This window comes from Noviherbaspirillum sp. (genome assembly GCF_035627455.1).
GTDB lineage: Bacteria > Pseudomonadota > Gammaproteobacteria > Burkholderiales > Burkholderiaceae_D > Noviherbaspirillum.
This window is the reverse complement of record NZ_DASPLS010000059.1, coordinates 143,105-161,497: the sequence shown is the minus strand read 5'-3', so window position 1 is coordinate 161,497 and position 18,393 is coordinate 143,105. Positions and strand designations below refer to the sequence as shown.

15 protein-coding genes are annotated in these 18,393 nt (G+C 66.4%); 3 read left to right on the top strand and 12 right to left on the bottom strand.

Annotation, left to right across the window (positions count from 1 at the left end; all coding sequences use genetic code 11):
- From VEC01_RS11060 to VEC01_RS11045, 4 genes are all read right to left on the bottom strand, one after another.
- Window positions 1-375, bottom strand: a 375-nt coding sequence (locus VEC01_RS11060; RefSeq protein WP_324900868.1) for an adenylyl-sulfate kinase, incomplete at its 3' end; no start/stop codon positions are given.
- Window positions 376-427: 52 nt separating this feature from the next.
- Window positions 428-2,179 carry a methyl-accepting chemotaxis protein gene (locus VEC01_RS11055; protein ID WP_324900867.1) on the bottom strand — a complete coding sequence of 584 codons (1,752 nt, stop codon included), beginning with the start codon at window positions 2,177-2,179 and terminating at the stop codon, window positions 428-430.
- A gap of 49 nt (window positions 2,180-2,228) precedes the next feature.
- Window positions 2,229-2,771, bottom strand: a complete 543-nt coding sequence (locus VEC01_RS11050; protein ID WP_324900866.1) for a PDC sensor domain-containing protein — start codon at window positions 2,769-2,771, stop codon at window positions 2,229-2,231.
- Window positions 2,772-3,062: 291 nt separating this feature from the next.
- A complete protein-coding gene (locus tag VEC01_RS11045) occupies window positions 3,063-3,971 on the bottom strand; it encodes a serine hydrolase (RefSeq protein WP_324900865.1) in 909 nt (302 codons plus the stop codon).
- Between the two features lie 333 nt (window positions 3,972-4,304).
- On the opposite strand from VEC01_RS11045, the gene VEC01_RS11040 reads away from it, so the two are divergent.
- Window positions 4,305-4,727 carry a universal stress protein gene (locus tag VEC01_RS11040; protein WP_324900864.1) on the top strand — a complete coding sequence of 141 codons (423 nt, stop codon included), beginning with the start codon at window positions 4,305-4,307 and terminating at the stop codon, window positions 4,725-4,727.
- Window positions 4,728-4,811: 84 nt separating this feature from the next.
- Window positions 4,812-7,514: a cation-translocating P-type ATPase gene (locus VEC01_RS11035; protein ID WP_324900863.1), complete on the top strand. Its 2,703-nt coding sequence runs from the start codon at window positions 4,812-4,814 to the stop codon at window positions 7,512-7,514.
- Here VEC01_RS11035 and VEC01_RS11030 read toward each other — a convergent pair.
- The 8 genes from VEC01_RS11030 to VEC01_RS10995 form a co-directional block, all read right to left on the bottom strand.
- Entirely contained in the window at window positions 7,486-7,866 is a 381-nt protein-coding gene (locus tag VEC01_RS11030; protein WP_324900862.1) for a DUF1850 domain-containing protein, read from the bottom strand. The two genes, VEC01_RS11035 and VEC01_RS11030, sit on opposite strands and share 29 nt — an antisense overlap.
- A complete protein-coding gene (locus tag VEC01_RS11025; RefSeq protein ID WP_324900861.1) occupies window positions 7,863-9,950 on the bottom strand; it encodes a TRAP transporter permease in 2,088 nt (695 codons plus the stop codon). Before VEC01_RS11025 ends, VEC01_RS11030 begins: the two co-directional genes overlap by 4 nt.
- A gap of 91 nt (window positions 9,951-10,041) precedes the next feature.
- Window positions 10,042-11,001 (bottom strand): TAXI family TRAP transporter solute-binding subunit, encoded by a 960-nt coding sequence (locus VEC01_RS11020; protein WP_324900860.1) that lies wholly within the window; start codon window positions 10,999-11,001, stop codon window positions 10,042-10,044.
- A 414-nt stretch (window positions 11,002-11,415) separates the two neighbouring features.
- Window positions 11,416-12,270, bottom strand: coding sequence for a 2OG-Fe(II) oxygenase (locus VEC01_RS11015; protein WP_324900859.1), 855 nt, complete (start codon window positions 12,268-12,270; stop codon window positions 11,416-11,418).
- A gap of 153 nt (window positions 12,271-12,423) precedes the next feature.
- Window positions 12,424-13,407, bottom strand: a complete 984-nt coding sequence (locus tag VEC01_RS11010; RefSeq protein ID WP_324900858.1) for an ROK family protein — start codon at window positions 13,405-13,407, stop codon at window positions 12,424-12,426.
- Between the two features lie 69 nt (window positions 13,408-13,476).
- Window positions 13,477-14,304, bottom strand: coding sequence for a trehalose-phosphatase (gene otsB / locus VEC01_RS11005; RefSeq protein WP_324900857.1), 828 nt, complete (start codon window positions 14,302-14,304; stop codon window positions 13,477-13,479).
- Window positions 14,301-16,556 (bottom strand): trehalose-6-phosphate synthase, encoded by a 2,256-nt coding sequence (locus VEC01_RS11000; RefSeq protein WP_324900856.1) that lies wholly within the window; start codon window positions 16,554-16,556, stop codon window positions 14,301-14,303. Before VEC01_RS11000 ends, otsB begins: the two co-directional genes overlap by 4 nt.
- Before the next feature lie 266 nt (window positions 16,557-16,822).
- The gene (locus tag VEC01_RS10995; RefSeq protein WP_324900855.1) at window positions 16,823-17,356 is read right to left on the bottom strand and encodes a hypothetical protein; all 534 of its coding nucleotides are present in this window, start codon (window positions 17,354-17,356) and stop codon (window positions 16,823-16,825) included.
- A gap of 125 nt (window positions 17,357-17,481) precedes the next feature.
- Between VEC01_RS10995 and VEC01_RS10990 the strand changes: the two genes are divergently transcribed.
- Window positions 17,482-18,366 carry a hypothetical protein gene (locus tag VEC01_RS10990; protein WP_324900854.1) on the top strand — a complete coding sequence of 295 codons (885 nt, stop codon included), beginning with the start codon at window positions 17,482-17,484 and terminating at the stop codon, window positions 18,364-18,366.
- The last annotated feature ends 27 nt before the right edge of the window (window positions 18,367-18,393 follow it).

Below are 18,393 nucleotides of genomic sequence, written 5' to 3'. Positions count from 1 at the left end.
CGGCGAGATGAAGGAGGCCAGCACGATCAGCCCGGCTTCATTCATCAGGCGCGCGACCTCCGCCGCGCGCCGCAGGTTTTCCTTCCTGTCCGCCGCGGAAAAACTGAGGTCGCGGTTGAGCCGGTGGCGCAGGTTGTCGCCATCCAGCACATAACACGGATGTCCTTCTGCCAGCAGCATCCTTTCCAGCTGGTAGGCAATGGTGGATTTGCCCGCGCCGCTCAGGCCGGTCAGCCACACGGTCGCCGGCCGGTGGCCGAACTGCTCCTGCCGGTAGCGCTGCGAAATCATGCCGGCATGCCAGTAGACGTTCGGGGGCGCCCCCGCCTCGCGCTCGGGCGCGGCGATGTTCTCGTCCAGGTTCGATGCATTCATGCTCATTCGTCTGCTTTCCCGGGGACGCGCCCCGTTGCTGGTTGCTCGGTACTCAGAATTCTTCCCATTCCGCCATCATCACCGCCTGCCGGCGCGCTTCCGCCGACCGGTCGCGACGCGGCGCGGACATCGCCCGCGGCGCCTGGAGCGGCGCCGGCGGCAGCACCCTGTCCGGCGGCCGGACGACGCTCGCGCGGCGCGGCGGATCTTGTCGTGCCTGCGCTTTCTGCACGACAGGCAGCTGCCGCGCGTCCAGCCGGAACACGCCGACCATCTGCGACAGGCGCGCCGCCTGTTCGCGCATCGACGCGGCGGCAGCCGCGGATTGCTCTACCAGCGCCGCGTTCTGCTGCGTGACCTGGTCCATCTGCGACACCGCGCCGTTGACCTGCGCGATGCGGGACGCCTGCTCGACGCCGGCGGCGGCGATCTCGCCGATGATCTGCGTGACCCGGCCGACGCTGTCGACGATGTCGTTCATCGTGCTGCCGGCGGTGTCGACCAGGCGCGCGCCGGCGCCGACCTTGTCGACGGAATCGTCGATCAGCGACTTGATCTCGCGCGCGGCGGCGGCCGAGCGCTGCGCCAGCGCCCGCACTTCCGACGCGACCACGGCAAAGCCGCGCCCCTGCTCGCCGGCGCGGGCGGCTTCCACCGCCGCGTTGAGCGCCAGGATGTTGGTCTGGAAGGCGATTCCGTCGATCACGCCGATGATGTCCGCGATCCGGCGCGCCGAGTCGTTGATCGCCCCCATCGTGCGCACCACCTCGGAGACGACGTTGCCGCCCTTGCGCGCGACCTCGGCCGCGGAATTGGCGAGCGCGTCGGCCTGGCGTGCGTTGTCGGCGTTCTGCCGCACGATGGAGGTCAGCTCTTCCATCGACGATGCGCTTTCTTCCAGTGCGCCGGCCTGCTGCTCGGTGCGGGACGACAGGTCGAGATTTCCGGACGCGATTTCCTCCGCCGCGTTGTTGATGGCGTCGGTGCCGCTGCGCACCTCGCCGACGATGCGCGCCAAGCTGTCGCGCATTTCCTTCATCGCGAACATCAGACTGCCGTGGTCGCCCTGCCTGGCGGGAATATCGACCGCCAGATCGCCGGCGGCGATGCGGCCGGCAATGCGGCCCGCGTAGTCCGGCTCGCCGCCGAGCTGGCGCAGCAGGTTGCGCGTGATCAGTACCGCCGCGGCAACGCCAACCAGCAGCGCGAGGCCGCCGACGAGCATCATCGCGGCCACTGCGTTGCGGTAGGTCTGCCCGGCGTCGTCGGCGGCGCGGCGCGACTCGGCTTCCACCTGCTGCAGCAGCGCTTCGAGCGCGCCGATCAGCTCGATCTGGGCCGGCCGCACTTCGTCCCGGATCATCGCCGCGGCCGCTTCCTTGTCGCCCGACAGCGACAGGTCGACCGCCTTGTCCATCGCGGCCAGCGCGCGGGCGTCGAGCCTGGCGATCTTCGCCAATGCCGCGCCGCCCTGCGTATCGGTCAACAGCTTGTCCAGCTCGGCGGCGGCGGCGCGATAGGTTTCCTTCGATTGCCTGGCCAGCAGCAATTCCTTTTTCTTGAACGCGAAATCCTCCTGCATCACGACGTCGCGCACGGTGACGGACTGGTAACGCACCAGGTCGCGCATCGCATTGACCAGCCTGAGCTTGGCGGCATCGTCCTGCACGATCCCGTCCAGGCTGGCACGGATGAATCCCATCCGGCTGATCGCCACGCCGGTCAGGACAGTCATCAGCACCAGGACGGTGCCGAAACCAACGGCCAGCCGCGTGCCGACCTTCATGCTCTCGATGAATTTCATGGGCGTCTCCATTCGGTGTGCCGCCTGCGGGGGATGCGGCCGGCAGTTGTCATTCGGCGCTGATCCCGGCGTGGATCACGCCGATCACCTTGCCGCCGTCCATCACAGGCGCTGACGCCTGCACACTCTTGACCTGCGTGGTCGGGTCCGGCGCCACCGCGCCCGCCGCCCATGCCTGCCCTTTCATCGCATTGATGTACACCGGACGCACTGCGTTGTTGTACAGCAGCGGTTTGGTGCTGGCGGCGACCAGGTTGCCCTTTTCATCGCGCACCACCAGCTTGTTGATGCTCTTGTCTTCTTCCCATCTGGTCACCAGTACGCCGGCCTTGCTGGTCGAATAGACCTGGGCGGCAGCGCTCTTTTCATCCACTTCCAGCCATTTGCTGTTGCTCATGCCGCTCGCGGCACCGCGCGCATTGGCCTCCTTGACCGCATCGACGATCACGGGATTGGCCGCCCATTCAACGAGCTTCTGCTTGTACTTGTCGACTTTCTGCTGCAGCGGCGGCGGGAATGACTCCGATGCGGAAACGGTCAGGCTGGCGGATGCCGCCAGCATGGCGGCGAGGATGCTGAGACGGATTTTCATGGGACTCCTTTCCTGGTTGCGGACATGCGTGCCGGCAGACAGCGGGCGCGCGGCTCCGAAGGCACCGCCGCGGCTTTCGCAGTGCAGCGCCCTCAAGAACACTATTGATCGCAGGAAATGTCGCGTCAAAGACAATTGCGCCTGGCAGGTGCAAACCTGTCAGCGTTGACAGGCTGGAATGTGGTAATTGTGCAAAGGAGCCCGGGTGCGGATGCGGACGCCCAAGAAAAAACCCCCGTCTTCGGGGAAGGACGGGGGTTTGCGCACTGCCGGGCGATACGCCGGCGGGTGTCAGACGGTGCGTCGTTTCTTGTGTGCCTTGCCGCCGCTCTTGGCCTTGGCCAGCATGATGCCGCCCTTGCCGCCCTTGCCCTTGCGCGCCAGCTGCGGCGCCGGCTTGGCAGCCAGCAGAGGCTGGCCGCTGATGAAGCGCTGCACGTTTTCCGCATCCAGCATGCGCTGCGCGCTCTCCTTTGCGTTCAGCAGCACCATGATCACGTTCTTGCCCGCTGCCTGGAAACGCATGATCAGGCAGCGTCCGGCTTCGCGCGTGAAACCGGTCTTGGACAACTGAATATCCCAGTCGCTGCGCCCGACCAGGCGATTGGTGTTGCGGTAGGCGACGAGGCGCCCGTTCATGTCGATCAGGTCTTCGGTGCCGGTGCTCAACCGCACGATGTCCGGATACTGAGAGGCGGCGCTTGCCATCTTGACCAGATCCGCCGCGGTCGAGCGATTACGCGGCGACAGCCCGGTTGGCTCCTCGATCTCGGTATGGCGCATGCCGAGCCCATCCAGCTTGTCCTGCACGGCACGCACGAACGCGCCGTGCCCGCCCGGATAGGTACGTCCGAGCGCGGCGGCGGCGCGGTTGTCGGAAGACATCAGCGCCAGTTCCAGCACGGCGCTGCGCGGCAGCACCGTACCGACCGGCACGCGGGAGGAGCTGAACTTGAGCGTATCGACGTCGCTTTCATCGATGGTGATCAGCTCGTTCATGTCCTGCCTGGCATCGAGGACGACCATCGCGGTCATCAGCTTGGTCAGCGACGCGATCGGCACGATCGCGTGCGCATTCTTTTCGAGCAGTACCGTGCCGGTCGCTTCCTCGAACACGACGGCGTGCTGGGAACTGAACGGCATGGCAAAAACGGACGCTGCTGTGCTCATCAGCAGCGCCAGTACGGTTTTCTTGAACATACGGCGTAACAGGCAAAAGTTGTAATACGGCATTAATCATAGCGTGTTAATGACATGTAACGTTTGCCTGAACGCATTGAATATCAAAAATATTTCTTTGCTGTTGCGAAGAGGTCTTGAACTCTTTTCACATACGGCGTCGCACGCGCGACGGCGCGCAAACGGCGGACGAAAACAACCGGTAGAAAACAGTCTGGCACCGGCGCTTCACGGGTCGCACAGCGCGGGCACCGCAGGCAGGGATTCTGGTTCGCTTTGACGCAAATCAAATGAATTCTTGCTGCGCAACGGTAGCCTGCGCGGAAAGGATGAACAACCAACAGGGGAACCCCGATGCGCAAGATTCTCGTACCCGTGGATGCGTCGAAGAGCGCCGAGCACGCAGTCCGCTACGCCGCCAAACTGGTCGCCGACACGCCGTCGCTGCAGCTGCACCTGCTTAACATCCAGGAACCGCTGGACACGCGCGCCCACGCCTATATGTCGCAACAGGAGATCAAGACGATCCAGACGGCGGATTCGCAGCGCGTGCTGCAGGCCGCGATGGCGATCCTGGACGATGCCGGCGTCCCCTACCGGACCGAATGGCGCGTGGGCGATGTCGCTTCGACCATCGCCGCATATGCGCAGGAAATCGAGTGCGAAGGCATCGTGATGGGCACGCGCGGGCTCGGCGCCGTCACCAACCTGATGATGGGCTCGGTCGCCTACAAGGTCGTCCACCTGGTCCAGGTGCCGGTCACGCTTGTGAAATAAGCCACGCGCCGGGCACGCCTCGGTGCTTTCCGGCAAGCGGAGCAGATCCGCGCCGCTTGCGCCCACTTTGCCGCTGCCCACTTCATGCAGAACGGTTCACACGCCCGCCCCGACAACACATCCGCAACGATCCACTGGCACACGCTGGACGGTACCGAGGTATCCGGCCGGCTCGCGGTCAATCCGGCCGCCGGCCTGTCCCAGCTGGAAGCAGCACGCCGCCTGGAACAGCACGGCGCGAACGCAATCCGCGAAAAACCGCCGCGCCAGGCCTGGCGCATGCTCCTCGACCAGTTCTCGGATGTCATGATCCTCATTCTGATCGCGGCGGCGATCGTGTCAGGCGTGGTCGGCGACCTGCAAGACACCCTGGTCATCGCGGCGATCGTGGTGCTCAATGCCGCCATCGGGTTCGTACAGGAAGCCCGTGCCGAGCGGGCAATGACCGCGCTCAAGCAGATGGCGGCGACCGGCGCAATGGTCGTGCGCAACGGCCGCCGCCAGCTGGTGCCGGCGGCCGAAGTGGTACCGGGCGATATCGTGGTACTGGAAGCGGGAAACGTGATGCCGGCCGACCTCCGCCTGATCGAGGCAATCCAGCTGAAGACGGATGAAGCGATCCTGACCGGCGAAGCGGTTGCGGCGGAAAAGACGTCCGACCCGATGCAAGCACGCGAACTGGCACCCGGCGATCGCCGCAACATGGCGTTCAAGGGCACGACCGCGACCGCCGGCCGCGGCCTGGGCATCGTGGTGGCGACCGGCATGGCAACCGAACTTGGCAAGATTGCCACGCTGCTGGACGCCGGCGAGGAAATGAAGACGCCCCTGCAGAAACGTCTTGCCGCCTTCGGCCGGCGCCTCGGGCTCGCGGTGCTGGCAATCTGCGTGATCATTTTCGTGGTCGGACTGCTGCGCGGCGAACCGGCCGGCCTGATGTTCCTGACCGCGGTCAGCCTGGTGGTAGCCGCTATTCCGGAAGCATTGCCGGCGATCGTCACGATCTCGCTGGCAATCGGCGCGCACAAGATGGTACGCCGGCAAGCGCTGATCCGCCGCCTGCCAGCGGTCGAGACGCTGGGCTCGGTCACCTACATCTGTTCCGACAAGACCGGCACGCTGACCCAGAACCGGATGCATGTGGCCGAAATATTTGCCGGCAACGAGATGCGTACCGACTGGCAGTCACTCCCCATGCAGCAGCCTTGGATCGCACTGTTCCAGGCGCTGGCGTTGTCCAACGACGCGGCGCGCGACCAGGACGGCATGCCGTGCGGCGAATCGACCGAACTGGCGCTCTATACGGCAGCTGCGGCGGCCGGCTTCGACAAGGAAGCGCTGCAGCAAGATGCGCCGCGCGTGTTCGAACTGCCCTTCGATTCCGAACGGAAGCGGATGACCACCTTCCACCGCGGGCGCGAAGGCCTGGTCGCGTATACCAAGGGGGCGCCGGAAAGCGTGCTGCCGCGCTGCGCCAGCACAGCCGGCGCGGCCGGCAGCCTGCCGTTTTCGCAGGAGGAAATCCTGGCGCGGGCGGAAGCGATGGCGGCCCGCGGATTGCGGGTGCTGGCGGTCGCGCGCCGGTCCTGGACAGTGGTTCCGGCCGAACCGGACGCGGCGCGCATCGAATCCGGCCTGGAATTCATCGGCCTGGCCGGCCTGATCGACCCGCCGCGACCGGAAGCGCAGCAAGCGGTCGCGCTGTGCCGCACCGCGGGCATCACGCCGGTGATGATCACCGGCGACCACGCGGCGACCGCGCTGGCGATTGCACGCCGGCTCGGCATTGCCCGCGGCGACGCCGCGGTGCTCACCGGCGCCGAGCTCGCGGCGCTCGACGATGCGGCGCTGCGCCAGAAGGTGGCGGAGGTCCGGGTATATGCGCGGGTCGACCCGGCGCAGAAGATCCGGATCGTGACCGCGTTGCAGGCGCGCGGCGAGTTCGTCGCGATGACCGGCGACGGCGTCAATGACGCTCCGGCGCTGCGCCGCGCCGACATCGGCGTGGCCATGGGCAAGGGCGGCACCGATGTGGCGCGGGAAGCGTCCAGCCTGGTGCTGCTGGACGACAATTTCGCCACCATCGTCGGCGCGGTGCGTGAGGGGCGCCGCATCTACGACAATATCCGCAAGTTCATCCGCTATTCGATGACCGGCAATTCCGCGAAGATCCTGACGATCTTCCTCGCCCCCTTCCTCGGCCTGCCGATTCCGCTCCTGCCCATCCATATTCTCTGGATCAACCTGCTGACCGACGGCCTGCCCGGCCTCGCACTGGCAGCCGAGCCGGCTGAAAAAGGCATCATGCAACGCCCGCCGCGCCCGCCCGGCGAAAGCATCTTCGCCCAGGGCATGTGGCAGCACATGCTGGCGGTCGGGCTGGCGATCGCGGCGGTGGCCCTGTCCGTGCAGGCGTGGGCGATTTCGGCCGGCATCGGCGCCTGGCAGACCATGGTTTTCACCGTGCTGACCTTTGCGCAGATGGGGCTGGTGCTGGCGATCCGCTCCGAAACCGAATCGTTGTTTTCCCAGGGCCTGCGCTCCAACCTGCCGCTGCTGGGCGCCGTCGTCCTGACCTTCCTGCTGCAGATAGCCGTGGTGTATGTTCCCTTCCTCAATACCGTATTCCGGACCGAGCCGCTGTCGGTGGCCCAGCTCGGCGCCTGCCTGGCGCTGGCATCCATACCGTTCTTCCTGGCGGAGGCGGAGAAGCTGCTGATACGCAAGGGATGGCTGTATGGCGGGCGCGGGGCGGCACTTAGCGTGCCGCGCAGGGAGCAAGCGTGACCACGGGGGCCGCAGCTTCGGGGCCGAGGAGTTCGGCGAGCGGGCGGCAGCGCCCGCCGCCGCAGATTTCATAGTCGGCAACAAAGCCGGACCGGTTCAGTGTCAGCGCGGGCAGCGGCCGCAACGCCGGCCGGTAATGCCACACCCCGTCTTTCAGCAGCGCGCCTTGCGGCGGCTCCATCCCGGCGCCGGAACCGCGGATGCGCGCCTCGGCCAGCTCCAGCCCGGCGGCGCTGACCCGGTAGTCTTCCTCCCACCGGATCTTTTCGATGGAATGCGTCCAGGCCAGCGTGAAGTGCTGCAGCGGCAGGCTCAGCGACAGCGCCGCCGCTGCCAGGCACAGTCCCGTCATGCCGGCGCCAGGCGGCGTTTCTGCCACAGATGCCAGCCGAAGAAGGCGGCCGACATCGCGAAGCCGATCTCATCGGTCAGCGGGAGCGCAGCGACCAGCATGCTGGCGGAAACGATCGCAAGGCCGCGCTCCACCAGGTTCAACGGCGCGAACAGGAAACCGACCGCCGCGCCGCCCCACAAGGTGATTGCCAGCAGCGCCTTGCCGACCACATAAGCGACTGCCGGCAAGGTCCATTCGCCCTGCAGCATCAGCGCCGGATCATAGACGGCCATATACGGAATCACGAAGCCGGCGACCGCAATATGCGTTGCCTTGATGCCGATCTTCATCGGCGATTCCTTTGCGATCGATGCCGCCGCAAACGCGGCCAGCGCGACCGGCGGCGTAAGGTCGGCCATGATGCCGAAATAGAACACGAACATGTGGCTGACGATCAGCGGTACGCCGAGCTTGAGCAGCGCGGGTGCTGCGATCGAACTGGTGATGATGTAGTTCGGAATGGTCGGGATGCCCATGCCGAGGATCAGGCAGACGATCATCGTCAGCAGCAGCGACAGGAACAGGCTCCGCTCGCCGATCTCGAGAATGAACCCGGCGAAGCTGGACGCGGCGCCGGTCAGCGTGAGCGTGCCGATGATGATCCCGACGATCGCGCATGCCACCCCCACCGGCAGCGCCTGCCTGGCGCCGTCCACCAGGCTGCTGCGGATGGAGTGCAGCGTCGTCCTGCCGCCCTTGATGAAGAAGCAGGCGGCCACCAGCGCGGCGATGAGAGCCAGCACCGAATAGATGCCGAACTGGACGAAGCTCGCCGCGCCCAGGCCTATCGCAATCCAGAACACATAGCGGAACGCCCGCGAGGACAGCCTTGCCGCCAGCGCCGCGCCGAGAATCAGGATTGCCGTCAGCGCCAGCCCGGTCATGCCGGCGAACATCGGCGTGAAGCCGTGGAACAGCATCGCCACCAGCGCCGCCAGCGGCAGCACCAGGTACCAGCTTTCCTTCAGCGCGCGCCAGGGGTTCGGGCACTGCTCCTTCGGCAGGCCGGTGAGGCCCGCGCGCGACGCTTCCAGATGCACCATCCAGAATGCGGTGACGTAATACAGGACCGCGGGTATGACCGCTGCCTTGACGATCTCCACGTAGGGCACGTTCAGCGTCTCGGCCATGATGAAGGCGACCGCGCCCATCACCGGCGGCATGATCTGCCCGCCCATCGACGCTGTCGCTTCGACGGCGCCGGCGAACACGCCGCTGTAGCCGAATCGCTTCATCAGCGGAATCGTGAACTGGCCGACGGTCAACACGTTGGCCACGCCCGAACCGGAAATCGTGCCCATGAAACCGGACGAAATCACCGCCACCTTCGCCGGCCCGCCCTTCGCATGCCCGACCAGCCCGAGCGCGAGCGAATTGAACAGGTTGATCATCCCGGCATGCTCCAGGAATGCGCCGAACAGGATGAACAGGAAGATGTAGGTGGCCGACACCATGGTCGGAATGCCGTAGATGCCTTCCGTGCCGGTAAACAGCTGGCTGACGATCTGGTCGAAGCCGTAGCCGCGATGCGCGAGCGCGCCGGGCAGGTATTCGCCGAACATGCCGTACAGCAGGAAGGTCCCGCACACCAGCGGCAAGGCCAGCCCAAGGATGCGCCGCGCCGCCTCGAACACCATCACCACCATGACCGTCCCGACCACCAGGTCGGCCGTACTCGGATCCCCCGCCCGCATGATCAGGTCGGCCTCGAAAATCCAGTGGTAGGTCGACAGCCCGAAGCCCGCCACTGCCAGGATCCAGTCATACCATGCGACCGACGACAGCTTGCCGCTGCGGGCCGCCGGGTACAACAGGAAGGTCATGGCAAGCAGGAAACCCACGTGCAGCGACCGGATCACAAGACTCGATAAAGGATGAAATGCGGCGACCACCAGCTGATAGGTGGAAAACGCCAATGCCGCGGCGAGCAGCAGCTTCAGCGAGACGCCCTGCAGCTTGCGCTGCACGCCATGCTCCTGAAACTCCTCCCCGGTTGCCGCCGCTTCACCGGGTACCGCGGCGTGCAGATTGAATTGGGACATGCCTGCTCCTCAGAATCGTCAAAGCGGCACGGATCGGCCGTCCGGCCGTCCGTGCTTCCGTGTTATGTCGTGGTGTGGCCGCTGACGCGGATTACTTGAGCACGCCGATCTCGCGGTAGTACTTTTCCGCGCCGGGGTGCAGGGGGATCGGCATGCCAGCCGCCGCCGTTTCCTTCCGGATCGATTTCGCGGCCGCGTGCGCCGCCAGCAGCTGGTCCAGGTTTTCGAACATGGACTTGGTCATCGTGTACACCGTGTCGGCCGGCACGCCTTCATGCGTTACCAGGAAGTTCTGCACGAAGGCGGTGGGGACCCCGGCAGTCTGGCCTTCATAGGTGTTTGCAGGCACGGTTCCCGACTGGTAAGCCGGATCGCCGACCTTCTGCACCACCTCCGGCGGAATCGGCACGACCACGATCTTCAGCGCGGTCGCCAGGTCGCGCAGCGAGGCCACGCCGAGGCCGGCCGACTGCAGCGTCACGTCCAGCTGGCGGTTCTTCATCAGTTCCACCGACTCGCCGAACGGCAGGTATTCCACCTTGGCGAAGTCCTTGTAGGTCAGGCCGGCGGCCTTGAAGATGGCGCGCGCGTTCAGCTCGGTGCCGGACTTCGGCGCGCCGACGGAAATGCGCTTGCCTTTCAGGTCGGCCAGCGTCCTGATGCCGGAATCGGCGGAGGCGACGATCTGGATATAGTTCGGATAGATGCCGGCGATGCCGCGCAGTTTCTTCAGCGGCACCTTGAAGCCGGCCTCCTCGTCACCCTTCCATGCGTCCGACAGCGCGTCGCCCAGCGTGAAGCCGATCTCGCCGCGGCCTGCCTGCAGCAGGTTGAGGTTTTCGGCGGATGCCTTGGTCGCCTGCACCGACGTCTTCACATTCGGGATGGCCTTGCCGTAGATCTGCGACAGCGCCACGCCCATCGGGTAATACACGCCACTTGTTCCGCCGGTCAGCACGTTGACAAACTGCTGCTGCGCCTGGGCCGGGACGGCTGCTGCCAGCGCAATGCCTGCGACGACCGCGATACGACGTAAGAATCCAAGTCTCATCCTTCTCTCCTTAAGGGTTGTTATCGAAACGCTTATTGCGATGTTGCCAATAAGCAGATACCGTGCCATACGGCTTCTTGCTGCGAAACTGAGGAATCAAGGGGAAAATCGCGCGTTGCAGGCGCAACACCGGGGCCGGGATGGATGAAAATCCGCACGGGGCTTCGCCGGGTTGTCCGGAAAACGTGACGTCGTCCGGAAATGCGTGGGGAAATGGAATGACAGAGGACCGTCGGTCGACGGTCCCGGAAGGCGGTTCTTGCGCTAGCGACTGCGCGAAAGGCAGCTGCCCGTCAAAACGGTGCCGACCCATCTGGTTCTCCCCCAACGCTGCTGCTGTTTTTGTAGTGTAAACAACATTGTACAGGCTGGGGGAAAAACGCGCGGGCCGGCGCCCGCCGTCTCAAGACGGCGTCAGACGTAGGCTCGTTCGCGCAGCCACTTGGTGGCGATGTATTTCACGCCCTGCACCACCGGCTCGCCGGCATGCAGGGTTTGCGGGTCGGGCACGCGGTACGCATCGGTGTTGGCAAAGAAGACAGCGCTCCCCTTCTTCGGCTGCACCTGCAGGCCCACGTTGGGGAAGGAGGTGCCGCCGCCCTGCTCCACGTCGGAGAGGTACATGACGACGGTGGCCACGCGCTGGCCGCCGCGTTCCAGGTGCTTGCGCGGCCCGGGACGCGAGGCATCGAACCAGTCGTAATGCGGACGGTATTCGTTGCCTTTCTCGTATTGCAGCAATTGCATGCCCTCGCCGTTCTCCGCCGGCCACTGGACCAGCGCGGCAATCCGCGCCTCGATGCGCGCCACCAGTTCGCATTCGGCCCGCTGCAGCATCGCGCCGCGGCTGGTGCGATGGGCGTGCAGCTGCGTGTTGCCGTCGCTCTCGGATACCACCGGCGAGCGCACCAGGCGCTCGCGGCCGTACGCGATCAGCGCATCGCATTCCTCATCGCTGAGCAGGCTGCCGAGCACGACGATGCGCGGCGCGCGCAGCGCCGCCAGGATCTGGACATCGCGGTCCGGCGTGCGCACGACGTTGGACGCGGTGTCGATGCGGGGCAGCGGCTGCAGCACGGGCGCAGCCGGCAGGTGGCCGAAACCCGCGCTGCGCGCTTCCTCGATCGCGGCGCGGGCCAGGGTCGCTTCGAATTTCCCGTCCCGCACCATGATCTGCGCCATGGTCGCCGGTTCGCAGCCGCGCGCCAGGTTGTCGTTGATCCAGGTTTGCCAGGGAACCGGCAGGGAGGGCAATGCCGTCTTGTTCATGGGCTGCTTATCGCTTCTGTCAGGGAAAGCAATAAGATGCAGCGCCCGGGCAAAGGTTCCTTTGAGGAATCTCGGCGTCGTAACCACGCCGGGTGAAACAGCCGGATCGGCTGGCGCCGAGCATCAGGATGCGCATCGGCCGGCCCGGTACGGTCAGCCCGCCAGCTTCTGCCACGGCGCGGTACGCCGCCATTCCTCGCCCCACGCCGGCGGCACCACCAGCGCAAGCGCGCCGACATCGGCCACCAGCGGGCCGAGCGCCGCCGGCAGGATCTTCACGCCGGCGGTCAGCGCCGGCAGCCGCGACGTGATCTCTTCCAGCACGACCGGCGCCAGCCAGTCGCCGTGATGCTGCCAGACGCTGCCGCCGATCACGAAGACGCGGGTATCGAGCGCCGCGACCACATTGTAGAGGCCCCGTCCGAACCATCGCGCGGCCTGCAGCGCGGCCTCGCGCGCCGCCTGGTCGCCCTCGCGCGCGGCCCGGAACAGTTCGCTGGCCGGCTTCCCGAGCCGGTTGCCGATATTGCGCCCGGAAGCCAGCGCTTCGACATCGCCGCGGTTGCCGCAGCCGCAGACCGCCTCCCCGTTGTCGGAGAGGAGCATGTGTCCCGCATGGCCGGCGTTGCCGTTCTTGCCGCGCAGGATGCGGCCGTCCACGCACAGCCCGAAGCCGACGCCAGTGCTCCATGTCACGTACACGCAATCGGTTTCGCCGATCACCGCGCCGAAACCGAGCTCGGCCGCGAGCGCGGCCACGCAGTCGTTTTCGATCGCCACCTTGTCGAAGCGCTCGCGCAGCACCTGCTCGAGCGGAATGGTTTCCCAGTCGTTCGGCAGGTCGGCCGCAAGCGCGCGCGCGCCGCACAGGTTGGGGGCAGCCAGCGCGATCATTTCGTCCTCGAGTACGAACGGCCCGCAGGACGCGACGCCGACGGCGGCGACCGCGTCCGGTTCGATACCCGCCTGGGCGCATGCCGCATCGATCAGCGCCAGCGCCTGCTCCGGCAGCGCCCGCACCGGACCGGTCTTGACCACCGGCTGCGACAGCCGCACCAGCGGGCCATCCGGCCCGGCCACCGTTGCCGCCATCTTGGTGCCGCCGATATCGAGTGCGGCGATGAATTCCGTGTTCATGCTGCAAGCCCTTTCAGTTCGCGTGCCATGCGCGGTCCATCCTTGCATCCTTGCTGTCGCTTTCCCGCATTATCGCGCAGGCGCCGTCCGGCCGGCGGCGCCCGCCGCTCTCATCCAGTTGGCAGCGCCCTGCGCCTCCAGCCGCGCGATCAGTTCGTCGAGCAGGCCGGCCATGTCGTCGAAGGACGGCAGGTAGCAGTCGGCCTCGCTTTCGGCGGAAGCCTCGACCCGGACCGACAGCAGGTCCGGGCGCTTGACGCGGAACGCATCCTCGTCGGTCACGTCATCGCCCGCGTACAGCGCGGCCCGGGCTCCGCAGGAAGCGATCAGGCGCTCCAGCGCCGCGCCCTTGTGGCATGCGGCTTCGGGAACCAGGTTGTAGACGCACTTGCCGCTGACCACGCGCGGCTGCGGCGAAAGAGCGGCAAAGACGGTATCGAGGAAGCTGCGCGCGCGCTGCGCGCTGGGCGCGACGCGGTAGTGGACCGAGAGCGAGTAGCGCTTGTCTTCGAGCGCGATGCCTTCCGCCTCCGGCCGTCCATGCAGCGCCTCGGTGAGTTGCCGCAGCCAGGCCGCGCACAAGCGCTCGTGGTCCGCGGCGTGCGCTTCCCAGCCCGGCAGTCCTTCCAGGCCATGATTGCCGACCAGGAAGTCCGGCGCAAACGGCAGGCGCGGGCGAATGTCGTCGAGCGCGCGCCCGGTAATGATCGCAATCGGCGCCAGCGACGCCAGCCGTTGCAGCTTCTGTGCGATCGGCTGCGGCATGCCCGCCTGTCCCGGGACTGTCACGATCGGCGCCAGCGTGCCGTCGAAATCGAAGGCGCACAGCAGCCCCGGCCGGGCGACCTCCTGCAGGCGGCGCATTCCGTCCGCGGAAAACAGCGGCGTCATGCTCATACCACCCGGCGCAAGGCCTTGCGGCTGTGCGAACGGATGCGCGTCATGATCCGCTCCCGCTGCCGCAGCCGGGCGGCGTCGAGCAGCATGCGGCCGGCCCAGCGGTAGATGTTGAAGTCCTTTACCAGCGCGCGCATGCTGCGCATGCGGTCGCGCTGCTCGAGCTCGGGCATCGTCAGCGCGCGGTACAGCGCCTCGGCGCTTTGCTCGATGTGATAGGGATTGACGACCAGCGCCTCGTGCAGTTCGCGCGCGGCGCCGGTGAACTGGCTCAGCACCAGCACCCCGTGTTCGTCGTCGCGCGCGGCGATGAATTCCTTGGCCACCAGGTTCATGCCGTCATGCAGGCTGGTGACCAGGCAGACTTCAGCCGCGCGGAAATAGCGGTTCACCTGCTCCGCATTGTGATGCTCGACCTTCAGGATGATCGGCTGGTAGCTGCCGCTGCCGAAGCGGCTGTTGATCCGCTGCACCAGCGCGCGCACCCGCGCCTCGAAGTTCTGGTATTCGTCGAGCGAGGACCGGGTCGGCGCCGCGATCTGGATCATCGTGAATTTGCCGACCAGGTTGGGATGCGCTTCGAGCATCCGCTCCACCGCCTGGAAACGCTCGATGATGCCCTTGGTGTAGTCCAGCCGGTCCACGCCGATGCCTACCAGATGGTCGGACGGCAGGTTGTGCTCTTCGCGCACGGACAGCCGGCATTCCTCGACGCCCGGCAACTCGGGCTGCGCTTCCGGCCAGGCGATCGAGATCGGGTAGTGCTCGACCTGAGTGAGCTTGCCGCCGTAGGAAATGGTCGATGACTCGTGCTCGATGCGGGCTTCCAGGTAGCGGTCCACGGTTTCCAGGAAGTTCTTGCAGTGGAAGGTCGTATGGAAGCCGAGGATGGTGCTGCCGAGCAGGCCTTCCAGGATTTCTTCGCGCCACGGGCAGATGCCGAAGGATTCCGGATTCGGCCAGGGAATATGCCAGAAGGTAATGATGGTCGCCTTCGGCAGCACGTCGCGCACCATGCGCGGCAGCAGCGCGAAGTGATAGTCCTGCACCAGCACGACCGGGTCGTCGGTGCGCGCTTCCTTGATCACCGCATCCGCGAAACGCTGGTTGACCGCTTCGTACTGCTCCCAGTCCGAGGAACGGAACACCGGGCGCACGTGCGCGATGTGGCACAGCGGCCACAAGCCTTCATTGGCGAATCCGAAGTAATAGCCCGCCTCTTCCTCTTTCGACAGCCACACCCGGCGCAGCGTGTAGCTCGGGCTGGCGGGAGGCACCGGCACCCGGTCATTGCGGTCGACGGTCTCGCGGTCGGCCGAGCCGCTCCCGTGCGCGATCCAGGTGCCGGAACAGGCCCGCATCACCGGCTCGACCGCGGTGACCAGGCCGCTGGCCGGACGCTGCACTTCGATGCCGCCGCGGCCATGGGTGTGCGAATACGGCTCGCGGTTCGAGACGACCAGGATTTCATCGCCGGCCAGTTCCTCATGCAGCAGCACGCGCAGCTTTTCCGGGGTCCAGAGGTGGGTGCCGTCGTCGCGCGTATGGCGGTCGACGTTGAATTCGTAGAGCAAGGCGCGCAAGTCGCCTTCCAGCGGATGGATTTCAGACGGCGTCGCCTGCGGCGGCGCGCGCGCGCCGGCCTCGCGGCGCAGGAGGCTCTTGACCGAGGAAATCCAGTCGCGCCAGCTCAGGTGCGCGACGAACACGGTAATCAGGGAAATGACCACCGCCAGGGTCGCGAACAGCAGGATCACGTATTTCTTGGTATCCGCGCTGCGCCTTTCGATGAAGCTCATGTCATGCACCAGGATCAGCTTGCCGAGCGACTGCATGTCCTGTTCGAGCGCGCTCTCCGACACATGCAGCGGCCCCTTCGGTACCGTCACCAGCGACTGCGGCCCGCCGGCCCTGCCGTCCAGCGGGCGGCAACCGAGCGAGAGCGGATAGGTGGCGGTCTTGTAGAGCACGTTCCCCTGCATATCGCAGAACGCGATTGCATAAAGCCGCTCGTCGCGCATGACGCGGTCGAACAGCTGCGTGATACGCCGCTCGGCGCGCTGCGGCACGTATTCGAGCAGCGGATCCTGCAAGGCATTGGCAAGCGACTGCGATCGGGTATCGAGGTCGCGCACGAACCAGCGCAGCGTCAGGTTATCCATCAGTGGCACCACTGCGTACGCAAACAGACCGAGCACGAGAGCCAGGGGCACTACGAAGCGCAGGGTAAGTCGGAATGATCGGAATGGCATGGAAAGGTCCGTTGACTGTCGGAGCGCAGCGGCAGTCCAGACGGCGAAACGCGGAACCGTTCCGGCGGTGGCCTGCCCCTTCCCGTACTGGCAAGGAGAGGCGCTACCCGCGACAGGCAGCGATGCCGGGAGGGCGCCGAACTCCGGACGGCACGATCCGTCCGCGTTACGCCGTTCTGTGATTTCCGCTACGTAGACAAAAGATCATGAAGGACGACAATAGTTCCAGACTTTGACGCACCGTCGTTATCCATGCCGTGAGGCAATCATCCTGCTGCCGCGGCCGCATGCTGACTGGCCTCTCGCTTTCCGAGCAGCACGTAGCTCAGCCAGTCGCGCACGCTCCACCCGAGCGCCAGCAGCGAAAGCGCCGACAGCATCCAGGTCAGGATGCCGCGGTACTCGATGGCGATACCGGTGGGCAGTGCCCGCCATTCCAGCAGCACCGGCACCAGCAATGCCGAATACGCGCCGAAGTTGATGAAGAGCAGCGTATGCATGGTGCGCTCGACGGCCGACACCGGCCTGGTCCGGTCCTCGAGCAGGGTATCGCGGAGCGAGATCGAGATTTCCACCAGGAGCAGCACAACCGGCGTCCAGGCCAGCGCGCCGCCGAACTGCAGCCATGCCATGCTGCCGAAAAGCAGCGCGAACACGAGTTCGCGCCCGCTGTGCAGGGCCTGCTCGGTTCTTGCCCAGACCTGCGAAGGCAGGCGCTCGCGCCACTCGTGATTGAACAGCACGTCGGCGCCGCCCAGCAGACCGTGCAAGACCAGCAAGATCAATACCGCGGTAAGCATCACCCCTCCTCGACTCGCATCGTTTGATTCATGCGGGTGGGAGTGCCCCGCACCCGCCCGGGTTCCTGCTTCGGGGCCGACGCCTGTCGTCCTAGCGGCCGGTGCTGGTTCCGGTCGGCCCGCTCATGCCGGGCCCGCTGCCGGTGCTGTTCATGCCCGGGGAAGAACCGGAGCCCGACGCGCCGCTGCCCGATGCGGAGCCGGCGCCGCTGCTGCCCATGCCGGTATCGCTGCTGGTGCCGGTCGGTCCCGGCAGGCTCGAGCTGCCGGCGGTGCCGCCCGTGGCACCGCTGCCCGACGAACCGGCGCCGCCCGAGCCTCCGCCCGTCGCGCCGCCGATCGAGTTCATCTGGCGCCGCCTTTCCTCCTCCGTACTGATGTTGCTCGGCGTACCACCCGGCCCGGTGGTCGTCGCCGCGCCCATGCCGCTGGCGTTGCCCGCGCCACTGCTCCCCGCGCCGGAGCCCGAACCGCTGCTCATCCCGCCGCTCGCCGAGGCGCTGCCCGCCGCGCCGCCGCCAGCGCCGGTTCCGGTCGTGCCGGAGGCGCCGCTGCCGCCCGTAGCGCTACCCGCGGATGACGCGCCGCCCGACGCGGGATTGGCGGCGCTCGAACCGGATGCATCCGCACCACCGGTCGCCCCTGTTCCGCTGGCCCCTGTTCCGCTGGCACCGGTTCCGGTCGTGCCGGAAGCGCCACTGCTGCCGGCCGCGCTACCGGTGGATGACGCGCCGCCCGGCATGCCGCTTCCGCCGCCGGTGCTGCCGGCGCCCGGCGACATGCCGGAGCCGGCCGATGAACCGGCAGCCGCCGGGCTGTCGGAGCTCATCGAGCCTGTCGTCCCCCGGTCCGGCGTGGCAGAAGACGAGGAGCTGCTGCCTTGCGCAAATGTTGCCGCACTTGCTCCAAGCAAAGAAATGAATACCGCCAATGGTAGCTTCTTCATACTTCCTCCTATGTTGGTCGATGGTTGGATTTCCCAGGCAATAATGCAGAAGGCAAGTAGTTAGACTGCAGGCATCCTCCCGGTTCGATGT

Coding starts and splice junctions, on each gene's coding strand:
- VEC01_RS11055 (WP_324900867.1), bottom strand. CDS start 2,179: ATGAAATTCATCGAGAGCATGAAGGTCGGCACGCGGCTGGCCGTTGGT.
- VEC01_RS11050 (WP_324900866.1), bottom strand. CDS start 2,771: ATGAAAATCCGTCTCAGCATCCTCGCCGCCATGCTGGCGGCATCCGCC.
- VEC01_RS11045 (WP_324900865.1), bottom strand. CDS start 3,971: ATGTTCAAGAAAACCGTACTGGCGCTGCTGATGAGCACAGCAGCGTCC.
- VEC01_RS11040 (WP_324900864.1), top strand. CDS start 4,305: ATGCGCAAGATTCTCGTACCCGTGGATGCGTCGAAGAGCGCCGAGCAC.
- VEC01_RS11035 (WP_324900863.1), top strand. CDS start 4,812: ATGCAGAACGGTTCACACGCCCGCCCCGACAACACATCCGCAACGATC.
- VEC01_RS11030 (WP_324900862.1), bottom strand. CDS start 7,866: ATGACGGGACTGTGCCTGGCAGCGGCGGCGCTGTCGCTGAGCCTGCCG.
- VEC01_RS11025 (WP_324900861.1), bottom strand. CDS start 9,950: ATGTCCCAATTCAATCTGCACGCCGCGGTACCCGGTGAAGCGGCGGCA.
- VEC01_RS11020 (WP_324900860.1), bottom strand. CDS start 11,001: ATGAGACTTGGATTCTTACGTCGTATCGCGGTCGTCGCAGGCATTGCG.
- VEC01_RS11015 (WP_324900859.1), bottom strand. CDS start 12,270: ATGAACAAGACGGCATTGCCCTCCCTGCCGGTTCCCTGGCAAACCTGG.
- VEC01_RS11010 (WP_324900858.1), bottom strand. CDS start 13,407: ATGAACACGGAATTCATCGCCGCACTCGATATCGGCGGCACCAAGATG.
- otsB (WP_324900857.1), bottom strand. CDS start 14,304: ATGAGCATGACGCCGCTGTTTTCCGCGGACGGAATGCGCCGCCTGCAG.
- VEC01_RS11000 (WP_324900856.1), bottom strand. CDS start 16,556: ATGCCATTCCGATCATTCCGACTTACCCTGCGCTTCGTAGTGCCCCTG.
- VEC01_RS10995 (WP_324900855.1), bottom strand. CDS start 17,356: ATGCTTACCGCGGTATTGATCTTGCTGGTCTTGCACGGTCTGCTGGGC.
- VEC01_RS10990 (WP_324900854.1), top strand. CDS start 17,482: ATGCCGGGCCCGCTGCCGGTGCTGTTCATGCCCGGGGAAGAACCGGAG.